This window comes from Bradyrhizobium sp. CCBAU 51627 (genome assembly GCF_028128765.1).
Taxonomy (GTDB): domain Bacteria; phylum Pseudomonadota; class Alphaproteobacteria; order Rhizobiales; family Xanthobacteraceae; genus Bradyrhizobium.
The window spans coordinates 982,971-1,005,190 of sequence record NZ_LBJG01000024.1 but is presented as its reverse complement, the minus strand read 5'-3'; the positions used below and the strand labels follow the sequence as shown (position 1 = coordinate 1,005,190).

The following is a 22,220-nucleotide window of genomic DNA, read 5'->3' as shown; positions in this document are numbered from 1 at the left end:
ACATGCAGGCCTCATGCCCGCAAATATCTTCGATCCCCATCCCCGCGCTCTCGCAGCATTCCTAAACCGCAGATTGAGACGCTTAGCATTGCGCGGGCGTTAATCGAAACCCTGTCTCGGGTGCGTTGGTTACTCCGGCCTGAAAAAGCCGACCGGTTTGCGCGGCATTCTCCGTGAAACCCCGGAGGAAAGTGGCGCGCCTTGGTACAAGTCGAACCACACCAGCATAGCCACGTATCTCATCCGTAATCTACCGGATGAGCGCGCGTTCTCCGGCACGCATCGGCCGCGCGGAACTATCTTGCAATTTCGAAACCCGGCCGGCCTCCGCAGCAACGCGAATGGCCGCGATGTTGCCGGCATAGTCGGCGCTGCTCTTGCCGCGAAACACGGCGGACCCCGCCACCAGCGCATCGGCTCCGGCAGCTGCAACCGCCGCCGCGTTGTCGCGCGTGACGCCGCCATCAACCTCGAGCCGGATCGGCCGCTCGCCGATCATGGTTCGGATGCGAGCGATCTTCTCGAACTGCGATTCGAGAAATGACTGGCCGCCGAATCCGGGATTGACCGTCATCACCAGCACGAGGTCGAGACGGTCGAGCACGTATTCGATCGCGCTCTCGGGCGTTGCCGGGCACAGGCTGACCCCGGCTTTCATGCCCAGCGCGCGGATCGCCTGGAGCGAACGATCGAGATGCGGGCCGGCTTCGGCATGTATTGTAACGATGTCGGCTCCGGCCTTCGCGAACGCTTCGAGGTAAGGATCGACAGGCGCGATCATCAGATGCACGTCGAAGACCTTCTTCGTCAGCGGCCGAAGCGCCTTGATGACGTCGGCACCGAAACTGATGTTCGGCACGAAGTGGCCGTCCATGACGTCGCAGTGGATCCAGTCGGCCCCGGCCGCGTCGATTGCCGTGACCTCCTCGCCGAGACGTGAGAAATCCGCAGCGAGGATCGAGGGAGCGATGATGATCTCTTTGGTCGTCATTGAACACTCCGCGCATCAGCACCGCCACTGAAGACGCGACTCGCCAGGACATCGGCGGGATCGATCGTCTCGAGGTCGGCGACATCGAGCATGCGATCGAGATCAGACATCAGGCGATCGGCCTGCCGCAGGCGAATGCGGTCGACAGCGTTGCGGATCGAACGCGCATTGGAGAAGAACGGCTGTGTGCGGCGCAACGCGATGTAGGCCTCAAACGCCTCGCGGGCCGCAGCCGAGAAGCGATAGCCGCGCTCCCTCAGCATCAACTCGGCAATCATCAGCAGCTCGGCTTCGGCATAATCCGGAAATTCGATGTGATGGGCGATGCGCGAGCGGAAGCCGGGATTGGACGCGAAGAAGCTTGTCATCCGCTCGCCATAGCCGGCGAGGATCACGACGAGGTCCTCGCGCTGGTTCTCCATCACCTGCAGCAGGATCTCGATCGCCTCCTGGCCGTAGTCGCGCTCGTTGTCGGGACGGTGCAGATAATAGGCCTCGTCGATGAACAACACGCCGCCCATCGCCTTCTTCAGGATCTCCTTCGTCTTCGGCGCGGTGTGACCGATATATTGCCCGACCAGATCGTCACGCGTCACCGAGATCACCTGCCCGCGCCGCACGAAACCGAGCCCATGCAGGATCTTTGCCATGCGCAGCGCCACCGTGGTCTTGCCGGTGCCGGGATTTCCGGTGAACGACATGTGCAGCGTCGGCGGCGCTGATGCCAGGCCGGCCCGCTGACGGATGCGTTCGATCAGGAGCAGAGAGGCGATCTGGCGCACGCGGCTCTTGACCGGCTTGAGCCCGATCAATTCCCGCTCGAGCTGTTGCAGCGTGTCGGTGATCCCGGCCGCTTCGGCCTCCTTGCGAAGATCGAAGCTGGTCTCGTTGCTTTCAGCGGTGGTCGCGTGGGGAACGTCGAGCATGGCTACCCTCGAAGAAAAGAGCTTCGCCGCGGGGGAAGCGGCGAAGCAGTGGTCCGCCAAGGATACGGAGCAGGGAGCGCTCCGCGCGGAAAGAAATCGCTATTGCGAGACGTGAGCGGCCGTCTTGCGAACGGTGCTGTAACGGATCGCGCGGCCGCCGACCTCCTGCCGCACCAGTTCGAACTCGGCCTCCTGCTTCGGCCGATTGACCAGGAAAGAGATCCGCACCGATTCCCAGCCATGGCTGGAATCGAAACCGCTGATGCGGATGTATCGGTCGCCATAGACCCGGCGGCATTCCGCTAGCTCCATCATCACGCCGGCAGCGTCCTGGAGATCGAACATCGGCAAGCCCCACATCTCCCAATAGGTGTTACGGGGATGCGGGTCGTCGGTGAACTCGATATTCACCGCCCAGCCATTGGCGAGGCAGTATTGCACCTGCTTGGTGATCTGGTCGTCGGTCAGGTCAGGCAGGAACGAGAAGCAGCCCTGGGTCAGTTTCATATTCTGTCTCCTCAGACGGTTTCCAGCGCCGTCGGCACGAAGTCCGGCGTGTCGGTGGACTGATAGTTGAAGGTGACATCCTTCCAGACCTCGAGCGCCGACTTCAGCGGCGTGCAGGTCTGCGCGGCCTTGGCCAGGATCTCCGGGCCTTCGTGAAGGTAGTCGCGACCCTCGTTGCGGGCGAGGATCATCGCTTCCAGGGCGACGCGGTTGGCGATCGCGCCCGCCGCGATACCCATGGGATGTCCGATGGTGCCGCCGCCGAATTGCAGCACGACGTCCTCGCCGAGGAGATCGATCAGCTGATGCATCTGACCGGCATGGATACCGCCGGAGGCGACCGGCATCATCTTGTTCAGGCTCGCCCAGTGCTGGTCGAAGAACAGGCCGTGCTCGAGCCTCGTCGGATTGAAGTCCTCGCGGCAGACGTCGTAATAGCCGCGCGTGGTGTTGGGATCGCCTTCGAGCTTACCGACCACGGTGCCGGCATGAATGTGGTCGACACCTGCGAGCCGCATCCATTTGGCGATGACGCGGAACGACACGCCATGGCTCTTCTGCCGCGTATAGGTCGAGTGCCCGGCGCGGTGCAGATGCAGGATCATGTCGTTGCGCCGCGCCCATTTGGCCATCGACTGGATCGCGGTGTAGCCGATCACGAGATCGATCATGACGATGCAGGAGCCGAGCTCTTTCGCAAATTCGGCGCGCTCGTACATGTCCTCCATCGTCCCCGCCGTGACGTTCAGGTAGGTACCCTTCACCTCGCCCGAGGCCGCCTGCGCCCGATTCACCGCCTCCATGCAGTAGAGGAAGCGGTCACGCCAGTGCATGAAGGGCTGCGAGTTGATGTTCTCGTCGTCCTTGGTGAAATCGAGCCCGCCCTTCAGCGCCTCGTAGACCACGCGGCCGTAGTTGCGCCCCGAAAGCCCGAGCTTCGGCTTCACGGTGGCACCGAGCAGCGGCCGGCCGAACTTGTCGAGCCGCTCGCGCTCGACCACGATGCCGGTCGCCGGCCCCTGGAAGGTCTTCACATAGGCAACCGGGAAGCGCATATCCTCCAGCCGTAGCGCCTTGAGCGGCTTGAAGCCGAACACGTTACCGATGATGGACGCCGAGAGATTTGCGACCGAGCCCGGCTCAAACAGGTCGAGGTCATAGGCGATGTAGGCGAAATAGGAGCCCGGTGTGCCTGGTACCGGATCGACGCGGTAGCATTTCGCGCGATATTTCTCGGCCGCCGTCAGGCGATCGGTCCACACCACCGTCCAGGTTGCAGTCGAGGATTCGCCGGCGACGGCCGCCGACGCCTCGATCGGGTCGACACCTTCCTGCGGCGTCACACGGAACAGGGCGATGACGTCGGTGTCCTTTGGCGTGTACTCGGGCTCCCAATAGCCCATACGCTTGTATTCCATCACACCCGAGCGATAGCGCTCCTTGCCGCGGACCGTTCCAGCATGTGCGTTCATGGCTCTCTCTCCTGCTTTCTCTCTCTGAATGATCAGGCTGCCACCGGCTCGCGAGCGCCGGTGCGCGGGTCAAGCTCGCCGGTGCGGTAGCGCCGCGCCATCTCGCTCAAGGGAACGACCTTGATCTTGCTGGCGTGCCCCGCGGTGCCGAACTGCTCGAAGCGGTCGCGGCAGAGCTCGCGCATCGCATCCATCGCGGGCTTGAGGAATTTGCGTGGGTCGAACTCGTTGCGGCTTTGCGTAGCAACTTTCCGGAACACCGCGGTCATCGCCAGGCGACAGTCTGTGTCGATGTTGACCTTGCGCACGCCGCTTTTGATGCCCCGGACGATCTCTTCCACTGGCACGCCCCAGGTCTGCGGCATCTCGCCGCCGAACTGATTGAACATGTCCTGGAGCGGCTGCGGCACCGAGGAGGAGCCGTGCATCACCAGATGCGTATTCGGCAACCGGCGATGAATCTCCTCGACCACCCGCATCGCCAGGATATCGCCGTCGGGCTTGCGGCTGAACTTGTAGGCGCCGTGCGACGTGCCCATCGCGATCGCGAGCGCGTCGACCTTGGTGGCCCGGACGAAGTCGACCGCCTGGTCGGGATCGGTCAAGAGCTGGTCGTGACTGACCTTGCCTTCGACGCCGTGCCCGTCCTCCTGCTCGCCGCCGCCATGCTCGAGTGAGCCGAGCACACCGAGCTCGCCTTCAACGGACGCGCCGACCCAATGGGCGAGATCGACGACGCGGCGCGTAATCGCGACGTTGTAATCGTAATCGGCCGCGGTCTTGGCGTCGGCCTTGAGCGAGCCGTCCATCATGACCGAGGTGAAGCCATGGGCGATGGCGGAGGCGCAGGTCGCCTCGTCATTGCCGTGGTCCTGGTGCATGCAGATCGGAATGTCCGGATAGGTCCGCTCCAGCGCATCGATCATGTGCGAGAGCATGAGATCGCCGGCATAACTGCGCGCACCGCGCGAGGCCTGAATGATGACGGGCGCATCGACCTCGGCCGCCGCCTGCATGATCGCGATGCCCTGCTCCATGTTGTTGATGTTGAACGCCGGCACCGCATAGCCGTGACTGGCGGCGTGATCGAGCAGTTGGCGAAGGGTGATACGGGCCACGACGAGTCCTCCTGTTATTGCTTGCGAACGCGGGCGATGGCGCGGCGGGCGGCTTGGGCCACGCTTTGCGGCGTGATGCCGAATTCGCGGTAAAGCACCGGCGCCGGTGCCGAGGCGCCGAAGCCGCGCATGCCGACGAATTCGCCGTCCGCGCCGATCCAGCGATGCCAATCGCCGGCGACGGCTGCCTCGATGCCGACGCGCGGAGCGGTCCCGAGAACCGCCGCGCGATAATCGTCCGGCTGCTCCTCGAACAACGCAAAGCACGGCGCGGAGACCACGGCCGCACGGACGTGCTCGGTCGCGAGCAGGCGGGCGGCTTCCAGCGCGATCGAGACTTCCGAGCCGGTTGCCATCAGCGTCACGTCGCGGCCACCGTCCGGCGATACGATGAGATAGGCGCCGCGGGCGACCCGGTTCTTGCCGCGGACGTCACTGCGGAAGGTCGGCAGCGCCTGACGCGACAGGCAGAGCACGGAGGGCCGGTCTTTTGCCTCGAGCGCGCAGTCCCAGGCTTCCAGCGTCTCGACCGCGTCTGCGGGGCGGAACACCAGCAGGTTGGGAATGACACGGAGCGCCGCAAGGTGCTCGACCGGCTGGTGCGTCGGACCATCCTCGCCGAGACCGATGGAGTCGTGCGTCATCACATGGATGACGCGCAGCCGCATCAGAGCGGCAAGGCGGATCGCCGGCCGGCTGTAGTCCGAGAAGGCGAGGAAGGTGCCGCCATAGGGAATGAAGCCACCATGCAGCGCGAGGCCGTTCATCGCGGCGGCCATGCCGTGCTCGCGGATACCGTAATGGATGTAATCGCCGGCGAACGCATCACGCCGGACGGGAGCCTGCGTCTTGGCATGTGTCAGGTTCGAATGCGTCAGGTCGGCGGAGCCGCCGACAAGACCGGGAATCGTCCCTGCAATGCCGTCGAGCACCTGTTGCGAGGCCTGCCGCGTCGCGAGCTTCGGACGCTCGCCGGCAAATCGCTCGCGCAATTTCGCCGAGGCCTGGGCATAGGCGTCCGGCAGGGCAACCGACTTGCCCTCGATGAACAGCTCGCGCTGCTCGGGCGTGGCGTTTTCGTAACGATCGAGCCAGGCCAGACGCTCGACCTGCCCGCGTTGCCCGATCATCCGCCACGCCTTTGCGACGGTGACAGGCACGACGAAAGGCTGATAGTCCCAGCCCAGCGTCCGCCGCGCCGCCGCGGCCTGCTCGGCCCCGAGCGGCGCACCATGCGCCTTTTCCGTGCCTTGCCGGTCCGGCGCGCCATAGCCGATGATAGTGCGGCAGGCGATCAGCGACGGCTTTGCAGTTTCGCGCTCTTCCGCGATCGCTTGCGCGACAGCTTCGGAATCGTGTCCATCAACGCGGCGCACCGACCAGCCTGACGCGGCGAAGCGCGCGAGCTGGTCATCGGAAGTCGCAAGCGAGGTCGGCCCGTCGATGGAGATGCCGTTGTCGTCGAACAACACGATCAAGCGGCCGAGCCCCAGATGGCCTGCGAGCGAGATCGCCTCCTGGCTGATCCCTTCCATCAAGCAGCCGTCGCCGGCGATCACATAGGTGAAGTGATCGACAAGACCGTCGCCATGCCGCGCATTGGCCATGCGCTCGGCGAGGGCCATGCCGACGGCGGTCGCAATCCCCTGCCCCAGCGGACCGGTGGTGGTCTCGACGCCTGGCGTGTGCCCGTATTCCGGATGCCCCGGCGTCTTCGAGCCCCACTGCCTGAAGGCCTTGATGTCGTCCAGGCTGACGTCGCCGCCGGTGAGATGCAGGAGTGCATAGAGCAGCATCGAACCATGGCCAGCCGACAGCACGAAGCGGTCTCGGTCCGGCCAGTTCGGGTGCGCCGAGTCGAATTTCAGGAAGCGCGAGAACAGCACGGTCGCGACGTCGGCCATGCCCATGGGCAGGCCGGGATGGCCGGACTGCGAGGTCTCGACGGCATCGACCGCGAGGAAGCGCACGGCGTTGGCGAGATCGTTATGCGTAACCGCCGTGAGGTCGGCTTCGGCGTGGACGGAGATGTTCATCGGGTACTCTCCTTGCTCACTTCAAGCTGCGCTTGCGCTCGATCAACTGCATGATCAGCGGCGTCAGAATCAGTTGCATGGCCAGGTCGAGCTTGGCGCCGGGGCACACGATCGAGTTCGCGCGGGACATCCAGCTTTGCGGCAGCATCGACAGCAGATAGGGGAAGTCGATGCCGCGCGGGTTCTTGAAGCGGATCACCACCATCGATTCGTCCGGCGTCGGGATCCAGCGTGCGATGAACGGGTTTGAGGTGTCCACCGTCGGCACACGCTGGAAGTTGATGTCTGTCTCGGTGAATTGCGGGCAGATGTAGTGGATGTAATCAGGCATCCGCCGCAGGATCGTGTCGGTGACGGCCTCGGTCGAATAACCGCGCGCGCTGCGGTCGCGGTGCAGCTTCTGGATCCATTCGAGATTGATCACGGGCACGACACCGATCTTGAGGTCGGCGTAGCGCGCGACATTCACTCTATCGGTGACGACAGCACCATGCAGACCTTCGTAGAACAACAGGTCGGAGTTTTCCGGCAGTTGCTTCCATTCGGTGAAGGTGCCGGGGGCGGCCCCATGCAGCGCGGATTCCTCGGCGTCGTGCACATAGTGCCGCGTCGTCGCCGTGCCGGTCTCGCCGTAGTCGCGGAAGGCCCGCTCCAGCTCCTCGAACAGATTGGTCTCGGGGCTGAAATGGCTGAAGTGCTTGTTACCGCGCTCGGCCTCCGTGGCCATCTGCGCGCGCATCTCAGCGCGGTCGTAACGGTGAAAGGCATCACCCTCGATGTAGACGGCGTTGACCTTCTCGCGGAAGAATATCTGCTCGAACGTCTTCTTCACCGACGTGGTGCCGGCCCCTGAAGAGCCGGTGATCGAGATGATCGGATGCTTCCTGGACATGGATGACCTCCCTCACAGCCGGAAGAAGCCGCGGCGCGCGAACAGCGGCGCGGAGACGCTGGCGACGAGCAGCGGGTCGCAGTGCAGCTCTTCGACGCGCCGCACCTCGTTGCTCGAGCCCATGATCAGGGGCACGCGCTGGTGCAGGTTCTGCGCCGAGAGGTCGAGGATGCGCTCGCGCCCCGTCGTGGCCGAGCCGCCGGCCTGCTCGATGATCATGGCCATGGGGTGCGCCTCGTAGACCAGACGCAGACGCCCGTCGCCATAGCCGGGCCGCGCATCGGAGGGATAGAGGAACACGCCACCGCGAGTTAGGATGCGATAGGCCTCCGCGACGAGCGAGCCGATCCAGCGCATGTTGAAATTGTGGTTCGCGGGCCCGTCGACGCCGGCGAGGCATTCGTCGATGAAGGCGCGCACGGGCACGTCCCAGTGCCGGCGATTCGACGCGTTGATCGCGAATTCCTCGCAGGCCTCGGAGATCTGCACGCCGCTTCGCGAGAGGCGGAAGCAGCCGGCCTTGCGGTCCAAAGTGAAGATGTCGACGCCCTCGCCAAGCGTCAGCACCAGCGAGGTCTGCGGACCGTAAGTGACGAACCCCGCCGCGAGCTGCGCCGAGCCGCGTTGATGGAAAGCGAGCGCGAGATCGTCAGGCGCGGGCAGGATCGAGAAGATCGTGCCGACGGTCATGTTGATGTCGATGTTGGAGGAGCCATCCAGCGGATCGATCGCAACGCAGACCTTTGCTTCGCGATCGCAGATCTGAGGCTCGCGCATTTCCTCGGACGCGAGCGCCGCGATCGGCTGCTTGCCGAGGCAGCGGCGCAGGATGGCATCGGCCTGGACGTCGAGGTCGCGCTGGACGTCGCCATCGCTGTTGCGGCCGGTGGTCAGGCCCGAGGCGTCCGCGAGATCTCCGGTGCCAATGAGGTCAGCGATCTCGATCGCCGCCGCAGCGATGGCGTCAACTGCCGCCACCACGGCCAGCGCATGCGGCGCCGTCTCGGAATAGCGTTGAAGGTGGTCGTCCAGCCTGAGTTGCCCGATCATCTGCGTCCATCCCCTCGTGGGTCCTGCATCCAGTTCCCTCCCCGGCGGAGGTCGGTGCGGTCTGTCCCAGCACGATGAGATTGACAGGGGAGATAAAATAAGGAAAATTTCTATTCATAATGGTAGCCAAAGAATTTTCTTATAATGGCCCTGGCCATGCCGCGGCCCAGCTCCGGCATCTGACGATCCGGCAGCTGCGCTCGCTTGCGGCGCTCTCGGCAAAGGGCAGCGTCACGGCAGCTTCGAACCAGCTCGGACTGACACAACCGGCCGTGACGCAGCAGTTGCGGCAGCTTCAAGACCTTGCCGGTTTGCCGCTGGTGCAGCGGACCGGCGATGGCATGCTGCTGACGGAAGCAGGTCAGGAAGTCCTGGCGCTCGCCGAGCGCGTCGAAGCCGCCATTGCGGACTGCCAGGGCGCACTCGATCTGCTTGCGGGCAGGACCGGCGGCACGGTGAATCTTGGCGCAGTCTCGACCGCAAAGTATTTCGTGCCGCATGCAATCGCGGCCTTCTCCAAGCGCTCACCGAAGATCGAGATCAAGCTGACCATCGGCAACCGCGAGGAGATCCGCGAGGCCATGCATGGTTACGACCTCGATTTCGCCGTGATGGGTCGGCCGCCGGCCGACGTCAGCGTCGACGTCCGCCAGCTCGGGCGCAATCCGCACATCATCGTCGCGCGCAAGGGACATTGGCTGGAGAAGGATTCAGGGCTCAGCCTGACCGATCTCGTGCACGAGACCTTCCTCACCCGCGAGCCGGGATCGGGCACCCGCACGCTGATGGAGGGAATGTTCCAGAAGTCCGATCTCGAGCCGATCATCGGCATGGAGATGAGCAGCAACGAGACCATCAAGCAGGCCGTCATTGCGGGCCTCGGCATCGCCTTTATCTCGGCGCACACGGTCGCGCACGAGCTCGCCGAAGGCCGCCTCATCGCGCTCGACGTCGCGGGGCTGCCGATCGTTCGGCAATGGTATGTGATCCGCCGCAGCGACAAGGTGCTGCTGCCGCCGGCGCAGGCGATGTTCGATTTTCTGGGCTCGGAGGGCTCGAACTATCTGCCCGAAGTGCCCGATTTCGGCAAGCGATAGCGCGGCTAGCGTTCAGGCCATCAGCTTCATCGCGACAGTCGCCGCCAGAACGACGATGATCTGGAGCAGACGCTCTGTCGTGAAAATGCGGTTGAAAGTGGTCATCGCGCGCCCCGGCCGTCGTGAACGAAATCTGGACGAATTGCTAGCACACGCGAGCGACAGGGCAACTCCGTAGTCGCCCCGAGGCCCGCTCTCGACCAGGCTTAGGCCGCGCGCAGGGCGACGTGATCCGCGCGGGCCGCGAAATAGGCTTCCAGCTCCGACAGCGCACGAGCTTCCCACTCGCTGGCCTGCTCCAGCAGCGACCAGCGCTGGGCCGGCCGAAACGCCGCGGTCTGGCGATAGAGCGATGCGATGCCGCGGTAGCGGCGCACGTTCTCGAAGATGGCGTGTCCGTTGATCTGGCCGGTCATGTCGAAAACTCCCTCGTATTCCCGCGGGAGAAATTGCGGCCAAATCTTTTTTGAAAAGTTAGCGGCGCGGTCCAAGCGCACGGATGGTTGCCGGACTGTTGCCGGCGCGCAACGAGCGCTCTCCGTGCAGCACCTGTTTATTGCGAATTCGTTGCCGCGCGCTCGCCCGACGACTTCAATCCGCCGCTCCTGTTGATGGTGATCGTCGCGCGGCAGAGATCGGCAAGGCCGATCACGAGCACGGCCAGGAGGCAGAACAGATTGACGGAATCCGCGCTCGCGCTGGACAGCGCCGTGAATTTGAAGAACGGCGGGATGAACGCCCACCACACCAGGGGAATGGTGAGCAGCGCGGCGAACAGGGCGGCCGGGGCGCCTGCAACAATGCCGAGCACGAACAGGCTGGGCAGGAACGCTGCGAAATAGAGCTTTGCGCCGAGCGCAACGCAGACGCCTTGAAGCACAGCCGACGCTGCAACCACGACAAATCCGAGCAGAAACGCCTGCCACGACCATGGCCGCAACCGCGGTACGCCCACCAGTTCTGCACGCCTCATAGGGCCTCCCTGCCGCCATTAACCAGGCGGCTTGCGACCAAAGTACTACAGCAGCAGGGAATCTGCGAGACGGAAATCGCGCCGTCCCGATCGCCCCACGCGAGGCTGGTAAACGGGACCACGGCACACAATCGTACCTCTATTCGGTTGCTGCGTAGATCAGGCTGGCGACGGGCAGCGCAAGGCCAATGGCCGAGGCCAGCGTCCAGCCGCCTTGCGCGAAGGCCCAGGCGCCGAGCGCGGATCCGGCTGCCCCGGCGGCGAAGAACGTCGCCATATAGAGCCCGTTGAGGCGACTTCGATGCTCGTGTCCGAGCACGAAAATCGCGCGGAAGCCGAGCACCACATTGCCCTGCACGCCAAAATCGATGGCGATCGCAGCGACAACCAGACAGGCGAGGTTGAGCATCGATCCGGCCGCGCCGACATGCGTCACCATGAAACCGAGGGCAACGAACAGCATCGCGGCGAACGTGGCGATCCGGCTGTGGCCGCGATCGGCGAGGCGTCCCGCGATCGGCGCCGCGAACACGCCGGACACACCGGCCAACGCAAACAGCGCGATGCCGCGCTGGGTGAAGCCGAATTGGCCGGCGAGCTGGAGCGGCACCACCGTCCAGAACAGGGTGAACGCACCGAACAGGCCGGCCTGGTAGAGCGCGCGCCGCCTGAGCAGCGGCGTGGTACGCACCAGATGCGGCATCGACAGCAGCAGCGCGCCGTAATGCATGCGCGCCACCGGTGTGCGCTTCGGCAGCGTGATGCGCAGCACGACCGCGAGCGCGACCATCAACGCGGCCGAGCAGAAGAACACCGCGTGCCAGGACAGCGCCGCGGTGACGAAGCTCGACACCGGGCGCGCCAGCATGATGCCGAGCATCAACCCGGTCGAGACGTTGCCGACGACACGGCCGCGAATGGCTTCCGGCGCGAGATGGGCGGCGTAGGGAATGATAATCTGCACCGCGACCGAGCCGAGGCCGATGAACAGCGCCGCGATCAGGAACGGCAGCGCATGGGTGGCGAACGCAGCCGCAAGCAGCGCCGACGCGCCCAGCGCGATCACGGTGCAGATCAGCGCACGGTTCTCGACGAGATCGCCGAGCGGCACGATGAACAGCAGCCCGGTGCCGTAGCCGATCTGCGTCATGGTCACGATCAGGCCAGCGGCTGCATGCGACAGGCCCAGCGCGGCGCTGATCGGAGCGATCAGCGGCTGTGCATAATAGATATTGGCGGCGACCATGCCACAGGCCGCGGCGAGCACGAAGGTCAGTCGTTGCGACACCGCATCCGTCTCCGGCGCGGTCTCGATCGTGGCATTCATCGTCATTCCAGACTCTCCGACATTCCAAATGTCTCCATATATAGGAAACGATCATTTCCTAATTTGACAAAAGCTCAAGCAAGCAGCTTCATCGCGACGCCGATCAGGCGCCCGCCGTCGAGCGGCAGACGCGCTTTGCCGACCACGCGCAGGCCCTGCGTCATGCAGATCATCAGCCGCGCCGTGTCGTCGGCTTCGACATGGCCGGGAATCGAGCCATCGGCCTGCCCTTCGCGAATGAGGCCGGCGATGAAGGCCTCGTTGGTCTTCAGCTGCGCCGTGACGCGGGCCCGCATCACCGCATCGACCGCTGACAGCTCGACCGCAGTGCCGACCACGATACAGCCGCGGCGCCCTTCGCTGCCCTGGGAGTGCTCGACATAGGACATCAGCACATGGCGCACGCGCTCACGACCGTTTGCGCCTCGCGCGGCCGCGGCGCGGGTCTGTTCGCCACGCACCGTGGTGTAGCGCTCGAAGGCCGCGAGGAAGACCGCGTGCTTGTCGCGAAATGCCTTGTAGACGCTGCCCGTGGCCAGCCGCATCGCCGCGGTGAGGTCCCCGATCGAGGTGGCATGATAGCCGCGCTCGCAGAACACCCTGATGGCACCGTCCAGCGCGGTATCGATGTCGAACTCCCGGGGACGGCCGGGAGGATGGGCGGAAGGCTCGGATCGTCGGGCGGCTTTTTGCATCGCGGGATAATAGGGAATGATCGTTTCCGAATAAAGACACGTCGCTGTGATTGGAGAAGGACGGCTGGTGGCCCCGTCCGTCCCGTGGCGCAACGCGCAGCGCACACGGATTGCCCGGCCCGATGGATTCCGGAGCTCGATTGTGCGCATCGCCCCCCGGAATGACGAGGGGGCGCGATCATCCCTTCGGCCGCACCGGCGTGCCGTCCGCCAGGGTCGCCACGCCTTTCCGTTCCACGATCATCCCATACGCCCGCGGCTGGCGGTGAAGGTCGAAATTGAATGTCGTCCGCTTGTAGGAATTGCAGAGATCGAGATCGCAGCGGGCGAACGCGAGCTCGTCGCCCTTGGTCGTGCATCGCGCGATGATCTCGCCCGACGGAGCGATGATGCAGCTGCCGCCGATATGGTCGACGCCCTCTTCGACGCCGGCCTTGGCGACCCCGACGACGAAGGTGCCGTTCTGGTAGGCGCCTGCCTGCATCACCAGATGATTGTGGAACAACGAGAGATCGTCGTGCTCGGGCGCGGGCGGATTGTGCACCGGCGTGTTGTAGCCGATCATCACCATCTCGACGCCCTGCAAGCCCATCACCCGATAGGTCTCGCTCCAGCGGCGGTCGTTGCAGATGGCCATCCCCATCAGGCCGCCGAACGCATCGACCACGCCGAAGCCGCCTCCCGGCTCGAAATAGCGCTTCTCCAGATGTTGAAACTTGCGCCAGGGCTCGTGCTCGGCATGGCCCGGCAGATGGACCTTGCGGTATTTCGCGACGATCGTGCCGCTCCTGTCGACCAGGATCGACGTGTTGTAGCGATGCACGACACCGGCCTCGACCGTCAGCTCGGCATAGCCGAGACAAAATCCGATTCCCGCTTCGCGGGCGAGATCGAACAGCGCTTGCGTCTCCGGCCCCGGCATCTCGCGTTCGAAGAAGCGGTCGATCTCGGCCTGCTCCTCGAAATACCAGCGCGGAAAGAATGTGGTCAGCGCGAGCTCGGGATAGACGATCAGATCGCAGCCATTGGCCTTGGCCTGGCGCATCAAGGCCATCAGCCGCACCACGACGTCCGCCCTGCTCTCGGTCCTCGCAATCGGTCCCAACTGGCCGGCCGCGACAGTCACAAATCTCGCCACGAATTGTCCCTCTTTCGTTTCCCGAATTGATCCGGGCCGATGCGCCTATGCAGGTTCTGCGCCTGACGGGGGCGGCTTCCCAGCGTGGATTGGCGCGCGCAGGCGTTCCAGGAACTTTCGTTGCCAATCTGCAACGGTTCCGAACGTTCTAAGACTGGTCAAAAGAAACGCCCATTGCGGCCACGAACCCTGCTCACAACGCCGTGAGACAAGTCAGGGGAACGACGATGCGTGCACAACGGGTTTGGAACGTGACGGGAGCCGCCAGCATCGGGCAGCTCCAGTCCAGATTGGATGATTTGAACAAGCGTCTTGGCCAGCTCGAGGGCCAGCATCCCGATACCGCGAAAATCGACGAGTTGAAATCGAGCGCACTCAGCCTGTCGCGGGAGATCGACGACATCCGCTGCGCCGAGGCCACGGCCGCCTTGCGGGAATTGCTGCGGAAGTAGCCTGGCCTCGCGGCGCTGGCTGCGGAACCAACGCCCGCGCCCGCCATTTCCATGGTGAGCATGGAGCAAAATCATGAGCAGGCACCTGACGCGAGCCCATTTCGCGCGTGGTGTGGCCGGCGCTGTTTCCACGCTGGTCCTGTGCGCGACGGCAGCTTTCAGCATCGCGCACCACTTCGCGTTGTGAGGAATTTGGCGCTGTGAGGACTTTCGCATGACGTCCGACCCCGAGGAGTCGGTGAGGCTGCAAGGCTTCGGCGAGATGACGTTGCGGACCGCGATCGCAACGGTGATGCAGCTTGCCCCGCGCGAGCGCGCGGAGGCCGCGATCTTCCGTGTCCGGGACGGCGTGCGGCTCGCACAAAGCGAAATCGCCGAGCTCGCATCACATTGGGACATTGCGCCGGCGGCTCGTGTCAGATCACCGAGATTGGTCCCGGAGCAGCACTGGTCCGAGATCGTCCGCGGCATGGTGCGCGAGGCGCCGCTGCCGTCGCTGATGGTGGCATTCATGCTGGGCGTGCTGGTGGCGCGGCGATAGGCGGCATCTGGAGGATCGGCTTCGCTGCGCGTTGCCCGTCTTGCAGGTTCGTTGCTCGCGGAATCGCGATCCTGCTGACGTCCCGCACGCGAAAACCACAACGGCGCAGTCGATCTCGGTCGCGCCGTTTGCGTCGATGAATACCGATCAGGGTGAGAGAAGCCAGGCCGGACGCGATTCTCGGCGGCGCTGCAGACCGCCAGCGCTCAATCTCCGCCAGCCATGCCGTTCCGGTAGCCCCCTCCGCCCCACTCAAATCGGCCGTGGACCCGCCCGCAAAATCGTTGCAAAAAGGCATCCCGAGGCGCTGGCGGCCGGTCCGCCAAGCCTTTGGAAAACGTCAACTTTTGGAAGAATGGTCGGAGTGGCAGGATTCGAACCTGCGACCCCTGCGTCCCGAACGCACCAGCCAGACCACCACTCCCCGCACTTTCAACCACTTAGCACTACTCGGCACGACCCGAGACTCCGGGAAAATCGGGTCTCGAACGCCCCTGCGTGCAGGTTGCGTGCAAAAGTGGATCGAAGGTGCCGGCGCCCCTGTCACCCAGCGGTGTATGGGCCGGCAGACCGTTTCGGCGAGGTCGGGTCATGACCGCGCCGGAGCTTCAAGCGTGCCTCGACGCCCTGCCTCCGGACATCCGGCAGGAGCTCGATGACATTCGAGACATTGGCCGCGGTCCGTTCCGCCACGCTCAGACCCAGCAGATCGTCGACGACCATTTGGGCCTCCTGGTTCGACTCCGGCGCGAGTACCACGCCACCCACGCCGACCTGGTCGCGGTGCTCGGCCATTGCGGCATCACCGGGCCGGGCGGCGCGGCACTGACCGCGGCCACGTTGTCGTCGGCGATCAGCCGGGCCCGGGCCAAGTCCAAGGTCAGCGCCTCCAAGGTCGGCGCCCCCAAGGTCGGGGCCCCCAAGATCGGCGCCTCCAAGTCCCGAGCCCGCACCGCGTCCCCTGCGAGAGCCGCTGCCCCTTCCCCCGTTTCGGAGCGTCCTCGCGGGCATGCCGAAGTCGGCGAGCCGGAGCCCGACCTCGTCTTTGCGAGCCAGGCCGCACCGCCGCCGCGGACCGTCGCGCCGACCGACGCTGACCTGGTGGTCGGCGCGCAAGTCTCCTCTTCGGGCCATGAGGCCCCCGAAGTCCGCCGCTCCGACCACAGAGGGCGGCAGATCGACTTTCTCGCTCGCGCCATGGAGGACTAAATGACCGACACCATCACTCTCAACGCCCCTAAGACTTCGACCGCCGCCGTCACCGAGTTCGTTCCCGCGTATCGCTTCCTCGAGTTCGTCTCCGTCGCCTCCCACGTCGGCAAGTCGACGTTGGCGGACTTCACGAAGCAGCTGCTCGTCCAGTTCGGCATCCCGATCAGGTTCATCCGGATCGAGTCCAAGGCGGCCCGGTCGCGGCAGTCGGGCGACGTCGTCCACATCGACACGGAGAATTTCGCGGCGGCTGCGCGGCTCGCCGGTGCGGAGGCAGCCGTGCTTCGGCCGGTCTTCGAGATCATGGAGGAGGCAGCTCTCGACGAGGCACGTCCGGTGATCGTTCTGGACTGGGGCGGTGGCCTTTCCCAGTTGCGTGCCCAGATCTACGCGGCGACGCAGTTCGACGCTCAGCTCTCGGAACTGGGCATGCGCGGTCTCAGCGTGGTGATGACGAACAGCCTGACGGACCGGATGGCTCAGGCGCGCGAACTGATCGAACTGACCCGAGACATCGTGCCGGGCATGGGCGTCGCGCTGCTGCTCAACCGCCGGAACGGCAATTTCGGCTTCGTGGACGGAACCGAAGAGAAGCGCGTCTTCAGGGATCTCATGAAAGCGGTGAAAGGCCTGCCTGTCATCAAGGTGCCGGCTGTCGCCGGCGAGAGCTGGCAGGCCTGTCAGGCTGCGGGCCTGACCATGCATGAGGTCATCAACATGGAGCCGGCCGCGCTCCGGCGGCGGTTCGGAAGCGAAAACCGCTGCCTCGTACGTGCCTTCCAGTTGCATGTGGCTGCGTTCTGGAAGGTCGCCGAGAGAGAGATGCTGCAGGTTCTGGCGGGCACGGATGCGGACCCGACGAGCTAGATTCCTGAAGCGTCTTGCCGCAATCGAGTCCCAGGCGCCGGCGCTGCGGCGCCGGGCCGAAGCGTGGATCCGCGAACATTACCGCCTCCATCGCAGGCCTCCGCACTCCGCGGTGACCTGCCTACTTCCGCGGCGCCGCGTCTACGCGCTGATCTCCCTCGGCGAGCTCGAGCATCGGCTCGGGCTCGCTCCGCTTCTTCTACGCCTCGTCGCGCTCCGTCGTCATGCCGCCGCCGTGCGCGACCGGCTGCACTGGTAGGTGAATATGTCCAAGTCGAATGGCTCTGTCTCGCCGACGCAATCTCCCGGCACCATGAAGGCTTACGCGCGTCGCTGCCGGCAGCTCGCGGCGGCGGCGCAACGCGAACTCGCCAAAGCGACGGGGCAGCGGGCGGACACCATCGACCTGACGCCGACCATGCTCGTCGACTTCGTCATCGGCAAGAAAGCCAACTATCTCGCGAATTCGTGGCGCGTGGTGCGCAGCGCCGTCATCTGCACGCTGGAGAACAGAGCCACTCTGGTCGACGAGACCGTCGCCACGGAGATCAGGACCGTGGTCGAGCGGCTCAAGCAGGAGAAGCCGGCTCCCGAGAAGGAGAAGAAGCCGGTGACGTCGCGCACCAAGGACAAGTCGCCGACCGAGAAGGACCTGATGCGGATCAGGCACGCAGCGTTGGCCAGGCAGACGGAGGGCGCGATTGACCTGGTCCTATACTTCAAGGCTGCGATGCCTACGGGCCTGCGCCCCTGCGAATGGCCCCGCGCGCACTTCGGCAGGTCGAAGCGTGACGGCTATCGCTGGATGCTCGTCGTCGAGAACGCCAAGGCCACGAACGGCCGCGCCCACGGGCCAACCCGGACCTTGTACTGGGAAGAGTTGGAGCCCGAAGTCGTGCAGGACATCCTCGCCTGGATCAAGATCGCCAAGGACGGCGACTACGATCGCCGTCTCAACACCGTCGGCCACGCGCTTTGGGAGATCACGCGCGAACTGTGGCCTCGCCGCAACGAGTGGCCGACCTTGTACTCGACCCGCCACGTCGCCATCGCCGCCTGGAAGGCGTTCTACGTTCGCAAAGGTCAGAGCCCCACCGAACGGCTTGAGGCCCTGGCGATCATCGCCGCGCTCTCCGGCCACGGAAGCGACGAGACGGCGAGCACGCATTACGCCCGGCCAAATGCGGCTTCCGGCAAGGGCCTCGTGCCGGCAGCCGACCCGGCAGAGGTGCAGAACGTGCGACAAGTCATCAGGCTGGATTGGCGGGAAATCATGCGGGAATCCAAGGCCAAGAAACAAGCACGGCCGCCGGCGTAGTCGGCGGCGGTCTCAATTCTTCATAGCCACGCCTTCGCCGTGCGACTTGGTCGGGTAGAGAAATATGATGCCGCGCTTCTTCAGAACGTCGCGCACCTGCTCATAAGTCCAGACCCGCAACGGATTGCTCGAAGGGTCGGTTTCGGCCTCGAGCCGCGCGATCGTGCGCCGGTCGACGCCGGCCTCACTCGCCAGATCCCGCTGCTCCATTCCCAATAGCCCACGGGCGGCCCTGATCATGCGCCCGCTGGGAATCTTGTCGGCCACGGCCCTCTCCGAATCGAATTGCGAGTAACCATACACCGGCTGCCGGCTAGTGAGCGAGCGAGGAAAAATGTCCCTTAAGTGGCACTTGACACTTATGTGCCAGATAGCCAATATGTGTCAGGTGTCACTTAAGTGATACTTAACATGACGAACATCCACTCCAGCAAGACGAGGCCGATCGCGTGAAACCGCCTGTACAATCTTCTTTTTCGAACGAGACCACCGCCTCCGGGCGAAACGATCCTGCGCCGTACGCTCTCGAGCGGCCGTTCGCCGCCACGACGATCTATCTCGACGGTCCCCCCGCCGGCCTGCGTCGGATCGAGTCCTGGGGGTCGCGGCTGTCGCTGTTCGCCGGCCCGTATACCGACGCCGGCCGGCTGCGCGCGTTCCTCGATTCGGCCGCCTACGTCGTCTACGCGATCGCGGACCCGGCGCCCGGTTCCGACCAGCCCCCCTATTTCGGGCACAGCGACAAGGAGCGCAGGTGGGGCGACAGGCTTCCCCCGGAGATCAAGGGCACGACGCAGATCTACATCCTGACCGCCGACGGGGGGACGCTCGACAAGGTCATGGCGTCGTACATCGAAGCGCGCTTCATCCAAATCTGCACCGACCTGAACATCAAGCTCCTCAACTCGGCAAGGCCCTATGGAGGCGGCCTTCGTGTACGCGCCGAGGCAGAGCAGCTCGTTGGCCATGCGGAGCTGCTGCTGCACGCGGCCGGCTTCACCTGCATCGACGATGCCCGGCGCACCCCTACGACCGTCCGGCACAGGCTGTCGGTGACCGCGGACCTCGACGAGATGGTGGTGATGAGCGAGACGGAAGCCATCGCCGTACCGCGCGAAGGCGATCGCTTCCGCCTCTCGCATCGTGAACTGAAGGCGGACGCCTACCGGTGGAATGGCAGCTTCTACGTGTTGCCGGGCGCCGACTACGCGCGGCGGACGCGGGGCGGTCTCTCGGACGATCATCGGAGGCGGCGCGAGCTGATGGAGGCCGAGAAATGGGTCGGCGCAGTCCCGGGCGCCAAGGACAAGATGACGCTGCAACTCGGATTCCGGTGCAGGAGCGGAGCCTTCGCTGCCAAGTTGCTCTCGGGCGAGCACCTCGACGAAGACGCCTGGCTCGCGGCCGATGCGCCCAGCAACAAGGCCAATCCCGGCACGTGCGAGGATCCGGCATGAGCCTGCAATCCCTCGCCGCTTCCTCTCGTCCCCTCGCCGAGACCTTTCTTGATCAACTGCGCAGCGGTGCCGGCTTCTCCCGGCTCGCCGGCGAACTTCCGGCGGTCGAGGACGACGAAAGTCAATTGCCCGACGAAGACCGCGACGACGCCCAGCGTCGCCGCACGAAATCGCGCCCTCCATCCCCCGATGCAGCGGCGTCGGCCATCCTGCTCGGGCGTGCGTTCGAAAACTCGCGTGACATCCTCGCCAAGCTGACGGCGCCCGATATGGTCGCCATCATTCAGGTGGCCGATCCGGATCTGGTGAAGCCGATCAGGAGCATGCTGCGCATGCTGTTGGCGAGTGATGCGACCCTCATCGACGGCGACGATCTCGCCGACCGCTTTCGCTCCTCGCCGGCGACCAGCTCCGTCGTCGTGTTCACGGATAGCGGCAAATCGAAGGTCACCACGCAGGACGACGAGGCGGTCGCGGCCGCGATGAGGCTGCGATGCGCGGTGATCGGAATCGCGCGGCCCGGCGATCGGCTGCCTCGTGCGCTGCTGCGCATCGCCGAACACCGCATCGTCGTTCCCCCTATCGACGCCGACGTGGTGGCCGGCGTCATCGAGGCCGTGACCGGCAATCGGCCAGCCTCGATCGACGAGTCCACGAGCCGGCGCATCGGCCTCAGCGATCTCGCGATCGCCGTGCGCGAGGACCTCTCCGCGGAACGTTCGCTGGCTCGCCTTGAGCGCCTCGTCGAGATCCCGACCGACGATGGTCCGCGTCTGTCGGAGCTTTCCGGGCTGGGAGAGGCGAAGGTCTATTGCACACAGGTTGTCGAATCGATGCGCGAGTATCTCGCCGGAGCAAGGCCGTGGCACCAATGCCCACGCGGACTGCTGCTCAGCGGGCCCCCCGGCACGGGCAAGACTTCGCTGGCCCGCGCGCTGTGCCGCGAGCTTTCCGGGAGCGTGAGCTTCATAGCGACGTCTTATGCTGCCTGGCAATCACACAAAACCGGGCACCTGGGCGATGTCACCGCTGCGATCCGAGAGACCTTCTTCGAAGCCGCACGGCGTAAACCGTGCATAATCTACCTAGACGAGTGTAACTCTATTCCAGCACGCGGCGGTCGCGACCACGATTCGTGGTGGACGGCGATCGTGAATACGCTCCTGGAAATGATCGATGGGTTCGAAAGGACGGAAGGCGTCTTCTTGATCGCCTCGTGCAACGATCCGGCTCGTCTGGACCCCGCCTTGGTCCGCGCAGGAAGGCTCGACCATCACATCGAGATCGGATTGCCCGATGTGCCGGGCCTTGTCGGCATCTTCCGCACGCATCTCGGATCGGACTGCGCGGGCACAGACCTGCGTGAAGCGGCCGTTGCCGCGCGTGGGCGCACCGGCGCCGACGTGGAGAAGTGGGTGCGCATCGCCCGGGAGGCGGCGCGCAAGGATAAGCGGGCTGTGACCGTGAAGGACCTTGTCGATGCGGTTCGGGACGGAGAGCCCGAGTGGCCCGACGATCTGCGCTGGCGCGTTGCCTATCACGAGAGCGGCCATGCCATCGCACATATGGCCCTGGGGATCGGCATGCCGAAATCGCTCTCGATCGACGGCAACGGCGGCTACGCCGAGACGTCGGCGGCGAAGCCGCAGGTGCCGACCCGGGCGCACCTCGAGGATCTGCTCGCGACCATCCTCGCCGGCCGCGCGGCCGAGCAGTTGAAGTTCGCCGAAACGACGACCGGCTCTGGCGGACCTTCCGATCGGAGCGATCTTGCCAGGGCGACCAACCTGGCGTTGCGGATGGAAACGTCATACGGCTTCGGATGCCTTGGCCTCGTTACGCTCGCCGAAGACCATCTCAACGACGGCTACCTGCTCATGACGGAGCCTCTCCGATCGGCTACGAACGAGACCCTGAAGCGGGCCTACGCGAAAACGCTCGCCCTCCTCGAACGCAATCGGCGTTCGGTGGACGCACTGGCTCAGGCGCTTTTTGCCTCGGGCTATCTCGATCGCGGCGAGATCGATGCCATCGTCGCAAGGCACCCGCTCGAGTCCGCTTTGGTGGCAAGCGTCCTCCCGCGGACCTTCGCATCGTCGATCCAGAACGGCGGCGCCACGGCCTCCGATCCCGCGCTCCGGTGACCAGTCG

Annotated in this window: 23 protein-coding genes and 1 tRNA gene; 9 read left to right on the top strand and 15 right to left on the bottom strand. The window is 64.9% G+C overall.

Annotated elements, in window-relative coordinates:
• Positions 1–250: 250 nt before the first annotated feature.
• From rpe to XH88_RS19495, 8 genes are all read right to left on the bottom strand, one after another.
• On the bottom strand, positions 251–991 hold the full coding sequence (gene rpe / locus XH88_RS19530) for a ribulose-phosphate 3-epimerase (RefSeq protein ID WP_271669876.1): 741 nt from the start codon (positions 989–991) through the stop codon (positions 251–253).
• Positions 988–1,917: a CbbX protein gene (gene cbbX / locus XH88_RS19525; protein ID WP_271669875.1), complete on the bottom strand. Its 930-nt coding sequence runs from the start codon at positions 1,915–1,917 to the stop codon at positions 988–990. The genes rpe and cbbX overlap by 4 nt, the downstream gene beginning before the upstream one ends.
• 99 nt (positions 1,918–2,016) lie before the next feature.
• Complete coding sequence (locus tag XH88_RS19520; RefSeq protein WP_271669874.1) at positions 2,017–2,424, bottom strand: ribulose bisphosphate carboxylase small subunit; 408 nt, start codon at positions 2,422–2,424, stop codon at positions 2,017–2,019.
• Positions 2,425–2,435: 11 nt separating this feature from the next.
• On the bottom strand, positions 2,436–3,896 hold the full coding sequence (locus tag XH88_RS19515) for a form I ribulose bisphosphate carboxylase large subunit (protein WP_271669873.1): 1,461 nt from the start codon (positions 3,894–3,896) through the stop codon (positions 2,436–2,438).
• Between the two features lie 32 nt (positions 3,897–3,928).
• Positions 3,929–5,014, bottom strand: coding sequence for a class II fructose-bisphosphate aldolase (gene fba / locus XH88_RS19510; RefSeq protein ID WP_271669872.1), 1,086 nt, complete (start codon positions 5,012–5,014; stop codon positions 3,929–3,931).
• A gap of 14 nt (positions 5,015–5,028) precedes the next feature.
• Positions 5,029–7,050 carry a transketolase gene (gene tkt, locus XH88_RS19505; RefSeq protein ID WP_271669871.1) on the bottom strand — a complete coding sequence of 674 codons (2,022 nt, stop codon included), beginning with the start codon at positions 7,048–7,050 and terminating at the stop codon, positions 5,029–5,031.
• A gap of 16 nt (positions 7,051–7,066) precedes the next feature.
• Positions 7,067–7,942: a phosphoribulokinase gene (locus XH88_RS19500; protein ID WP_271669870.1), complete on the bottom strand. Its 876-nt coding sequence runs from the start codon at positions 7,940–7,942 to the stop codon at positions 7,067–7,069.
• A gap of 12 nt (positions 7,943–7,954) precedes the next feature.
• Entirely contained in the window at positions 7,955–8,992 is a 1,038-nt protein-coding gene (locus XH88_RS19495) for a class 1 fructose-bisphosphatase (protein WP_271669869.1), read from the bottom strand.
• A gap of 119 nt (positions 8,993–9,111) precedes the next feature.
• Here XH88_RS19495 and XH88_RS19490 point away from each other — a divergent pair, with 119 nt between their 5' ends.
• A complete protein-coding gene (locus tag XH88_RS19490) occupies positions 9,112–10,089 on the top strand; it encodes a LysR family transcriptional regulator (protein WP_271669868.1) in 978 nt (325 codons plus the stop codon).
• 206 nt (positions 10,090–10,295) lie between these two features.
• Here the strand turns inward: XH88_RS19490 and XH88_RS19485 are convergent, their stop codons facing one another.
• The 5 genes from XH88_RS19485 to XH88_RS19465 all read right to left on the bottom strand — a co-directional run bounded on the left by XH88_RS19485 (position 10,296) and on the right by XH88_RS19465 (position 14,222).
• The gene (locus tag XH88_RS19485; RefSeq protein ID WP_271669867.1) at positions 10,296–10,505 is read right to left on the bottom strand and encodes a hypothetical protein; all 210 of its coding nucleotides are present in this window, start codon (positions 10,503–10,505) and stop codon (positions 10,296–10,298) included.
• Positions 10,506–10,642: 137 nt separating this feature from the next.
• On the bottom strand, positions 10,643–11,062 hold the full coding sequence (locus XH88_RS19480; protein ID WP_271669866.1) for a DUF4118 domain-containing protein: 420 nt from the start codon (positions 11,060–11,062) through the stop codon (positions 10,643–10,645).
• A gap of 139 nt (positions 11,063–11,201) precedes the next feature.
• Positions 11,202–12,395, bottom strand: a complete 1,194-nt coding sequence (locus XH88_RS19475; RefSeq protein WP_271669865.1) for an MFS transporter — start codon at positions 12,393–12,395, stop codon at positions 11,202–11,204.
• A gap of 68 nt (positions 12,396–12,463) precedes the next feature.
• Positions 12,464–13,084 (bottom strand): TetR/AcrR family transcriptional regulator, encoded by a 621-nt coding sequence (locus XH88_RS19470; protein ID WP_271669864.1) that lies wholly within the window; start codon positions 13,082–13,084, stop codon positions 12,464–12,466.
• 178 nt (positions 13,085–13,262) lie between these two features.
• A complete protein-coding gene (locus XH88_RS19465) occupies positions 13,263–14,222 on the bottom strand; it encodes an N-carbamoyl-D-amino-acid hydrolase (protein WP_271669863.1) in 960 nt (319 codons plus the stop codon).
• Between the two features lie 227 nt (positions 14,223–14,449).
• Here XH88_RS19465 and XH88_RS19460 point away from each other — a divergent pair, with 227 nt between their 5' ends.
• A complete protein-coding gene (locus XH88_RS19460) occupies positions 14,450–14,674 on the top strand; it encodes a hypothetical protein (RefSeq protein ID WP_271669862.1) in 225 nt (74 codons plus the stop codon).
• A 214-nt stretch (positions 14,675–14,888) separates the two neighbouring features.
• Positions 14,889–15,215 (top strand): hypothetical protein, encoded by a 327-nt coding sequence (locus tag XH88_RS19455; RefSeq protein WP_271669861.1) that lies wholly within the window; start codon positions 14,889–14,891, stop codon positions 15,213–15,215.
• A gap of 356 nt (positions 15,216–15,571) precedes the next feature.
• On the opposite strand, the gene XH88_RS19450 is transcribed toward XH88_RS19455, so the two are convergent.
• Positions 15,572–15,640, bottom strand: a tRNA-OTHER gene (locus XH88_RS19450).
• 166 nt (positions 15,641–15,806) lie between these two features.
• Here XH88_RS19450 and XH88_RS19445 point away from each other — a divergent pair.
• Genes XH88_RS19445 through XH88_RS19430 form a run of 4 tightly spaced genes read left to right on the top strand, consistent with a single transcriptional unit; the run spans position 15,807 to position 18,612 of the window.
• Positions 15,807–16,424 carry a hypothetical protein gene (locus XH88_RS19445; RefSeq protein ID WP_271669860.1) on the top strand — a complete coding sequence of 206 codons (618 nt, stop codon included), beginning with the start codon at positions 15,807–15,809 and terminating at the stop codon, positions 16,422–16,424.
• Positions 16,425–17,294, top strand: a complete 870-nt coding sequence (locus tag XH88_RS19440; RefSeq protein WP_271669859.1) for a hypothetical protein — start codon at positions 16,425–16,427, stop codon at positions 17,292–17,294.
• Positions 17,275–17,553 (top strand): hypothetical protein, encoded by a 279-nt coding sequence (locus XH88_RS19435; protein WP_271669858.1) that lies wholly within the window; start codon positions 17,275–17,277, stop codon positions 17,551–17,553. The genes XH88_RS19440 and XH88_RS19435 overlap by 20 nt, the downstream gene beginning before the upstream one ends.
• A gap of 6 nt (positions 17,554–17,559) precedes the next feature.
• The gene (locus tag XH88_RS19430) at positions 17,560–18,612 is read left to right on the top strand and encodes a hypothetical protein (protein ID WP_271669857.1); all 1,053 of its coding nucleotides are present in this window, start codon (positions 17,560–17,562) and stop codon (positions 18,610–18,612) included.
• A gap of 12 nt (positions 18,613–18,624) precedes the next feature.
• Here the strand turns inward: XH88_RS19430 and XH88_RS19425 are convergent, their stop codons facing one another.
• The gene (locus XH88_RS19425) at positions 18,625–18,879 is read right to left on the bottom strand and encodes a helix-turn-helix transcriptional regulator (RefSeq protein ID WP_271669856.1); all 255 of its coding nucleotides are present in this window, start codon (positions 18,877–18,879) and stop codon (positions 18,625–18,627) included.
• Between the two features lie 182 nt (positions 18,880–19,061).
• Between XH88_RS19425 and XH88_RS19420 the strand changes: the two genes are divergently transcribed.
• On the top strand, positions 19,062–20,069 hold the full coding sequence (locus tag XH88_RS19420; RefSeq protein ID WP_271669855.1) for a hypothetical protein: 1,008 nt from the start codon (positions 19,062–19,064) through the stop codon (positions 20,067–20,069).
• Positions 20,066–22,213 (top strand): AAA family ATPase, encoded by a 2,148-nt coding sequence (locus tag XH88_RS39075; RefSeq protein ID WP_333909258.1) that lies wholly within the window; start codon positions 20,066–20,068, stop codon positions 22,211–22,213. Before XH88_RS19420 ends, XH88_RS39075 begins: the two co-directional genes overlap by 4 nt.
• Positions 22,214–22,220 lie beyond the last annotated feature (7 nt).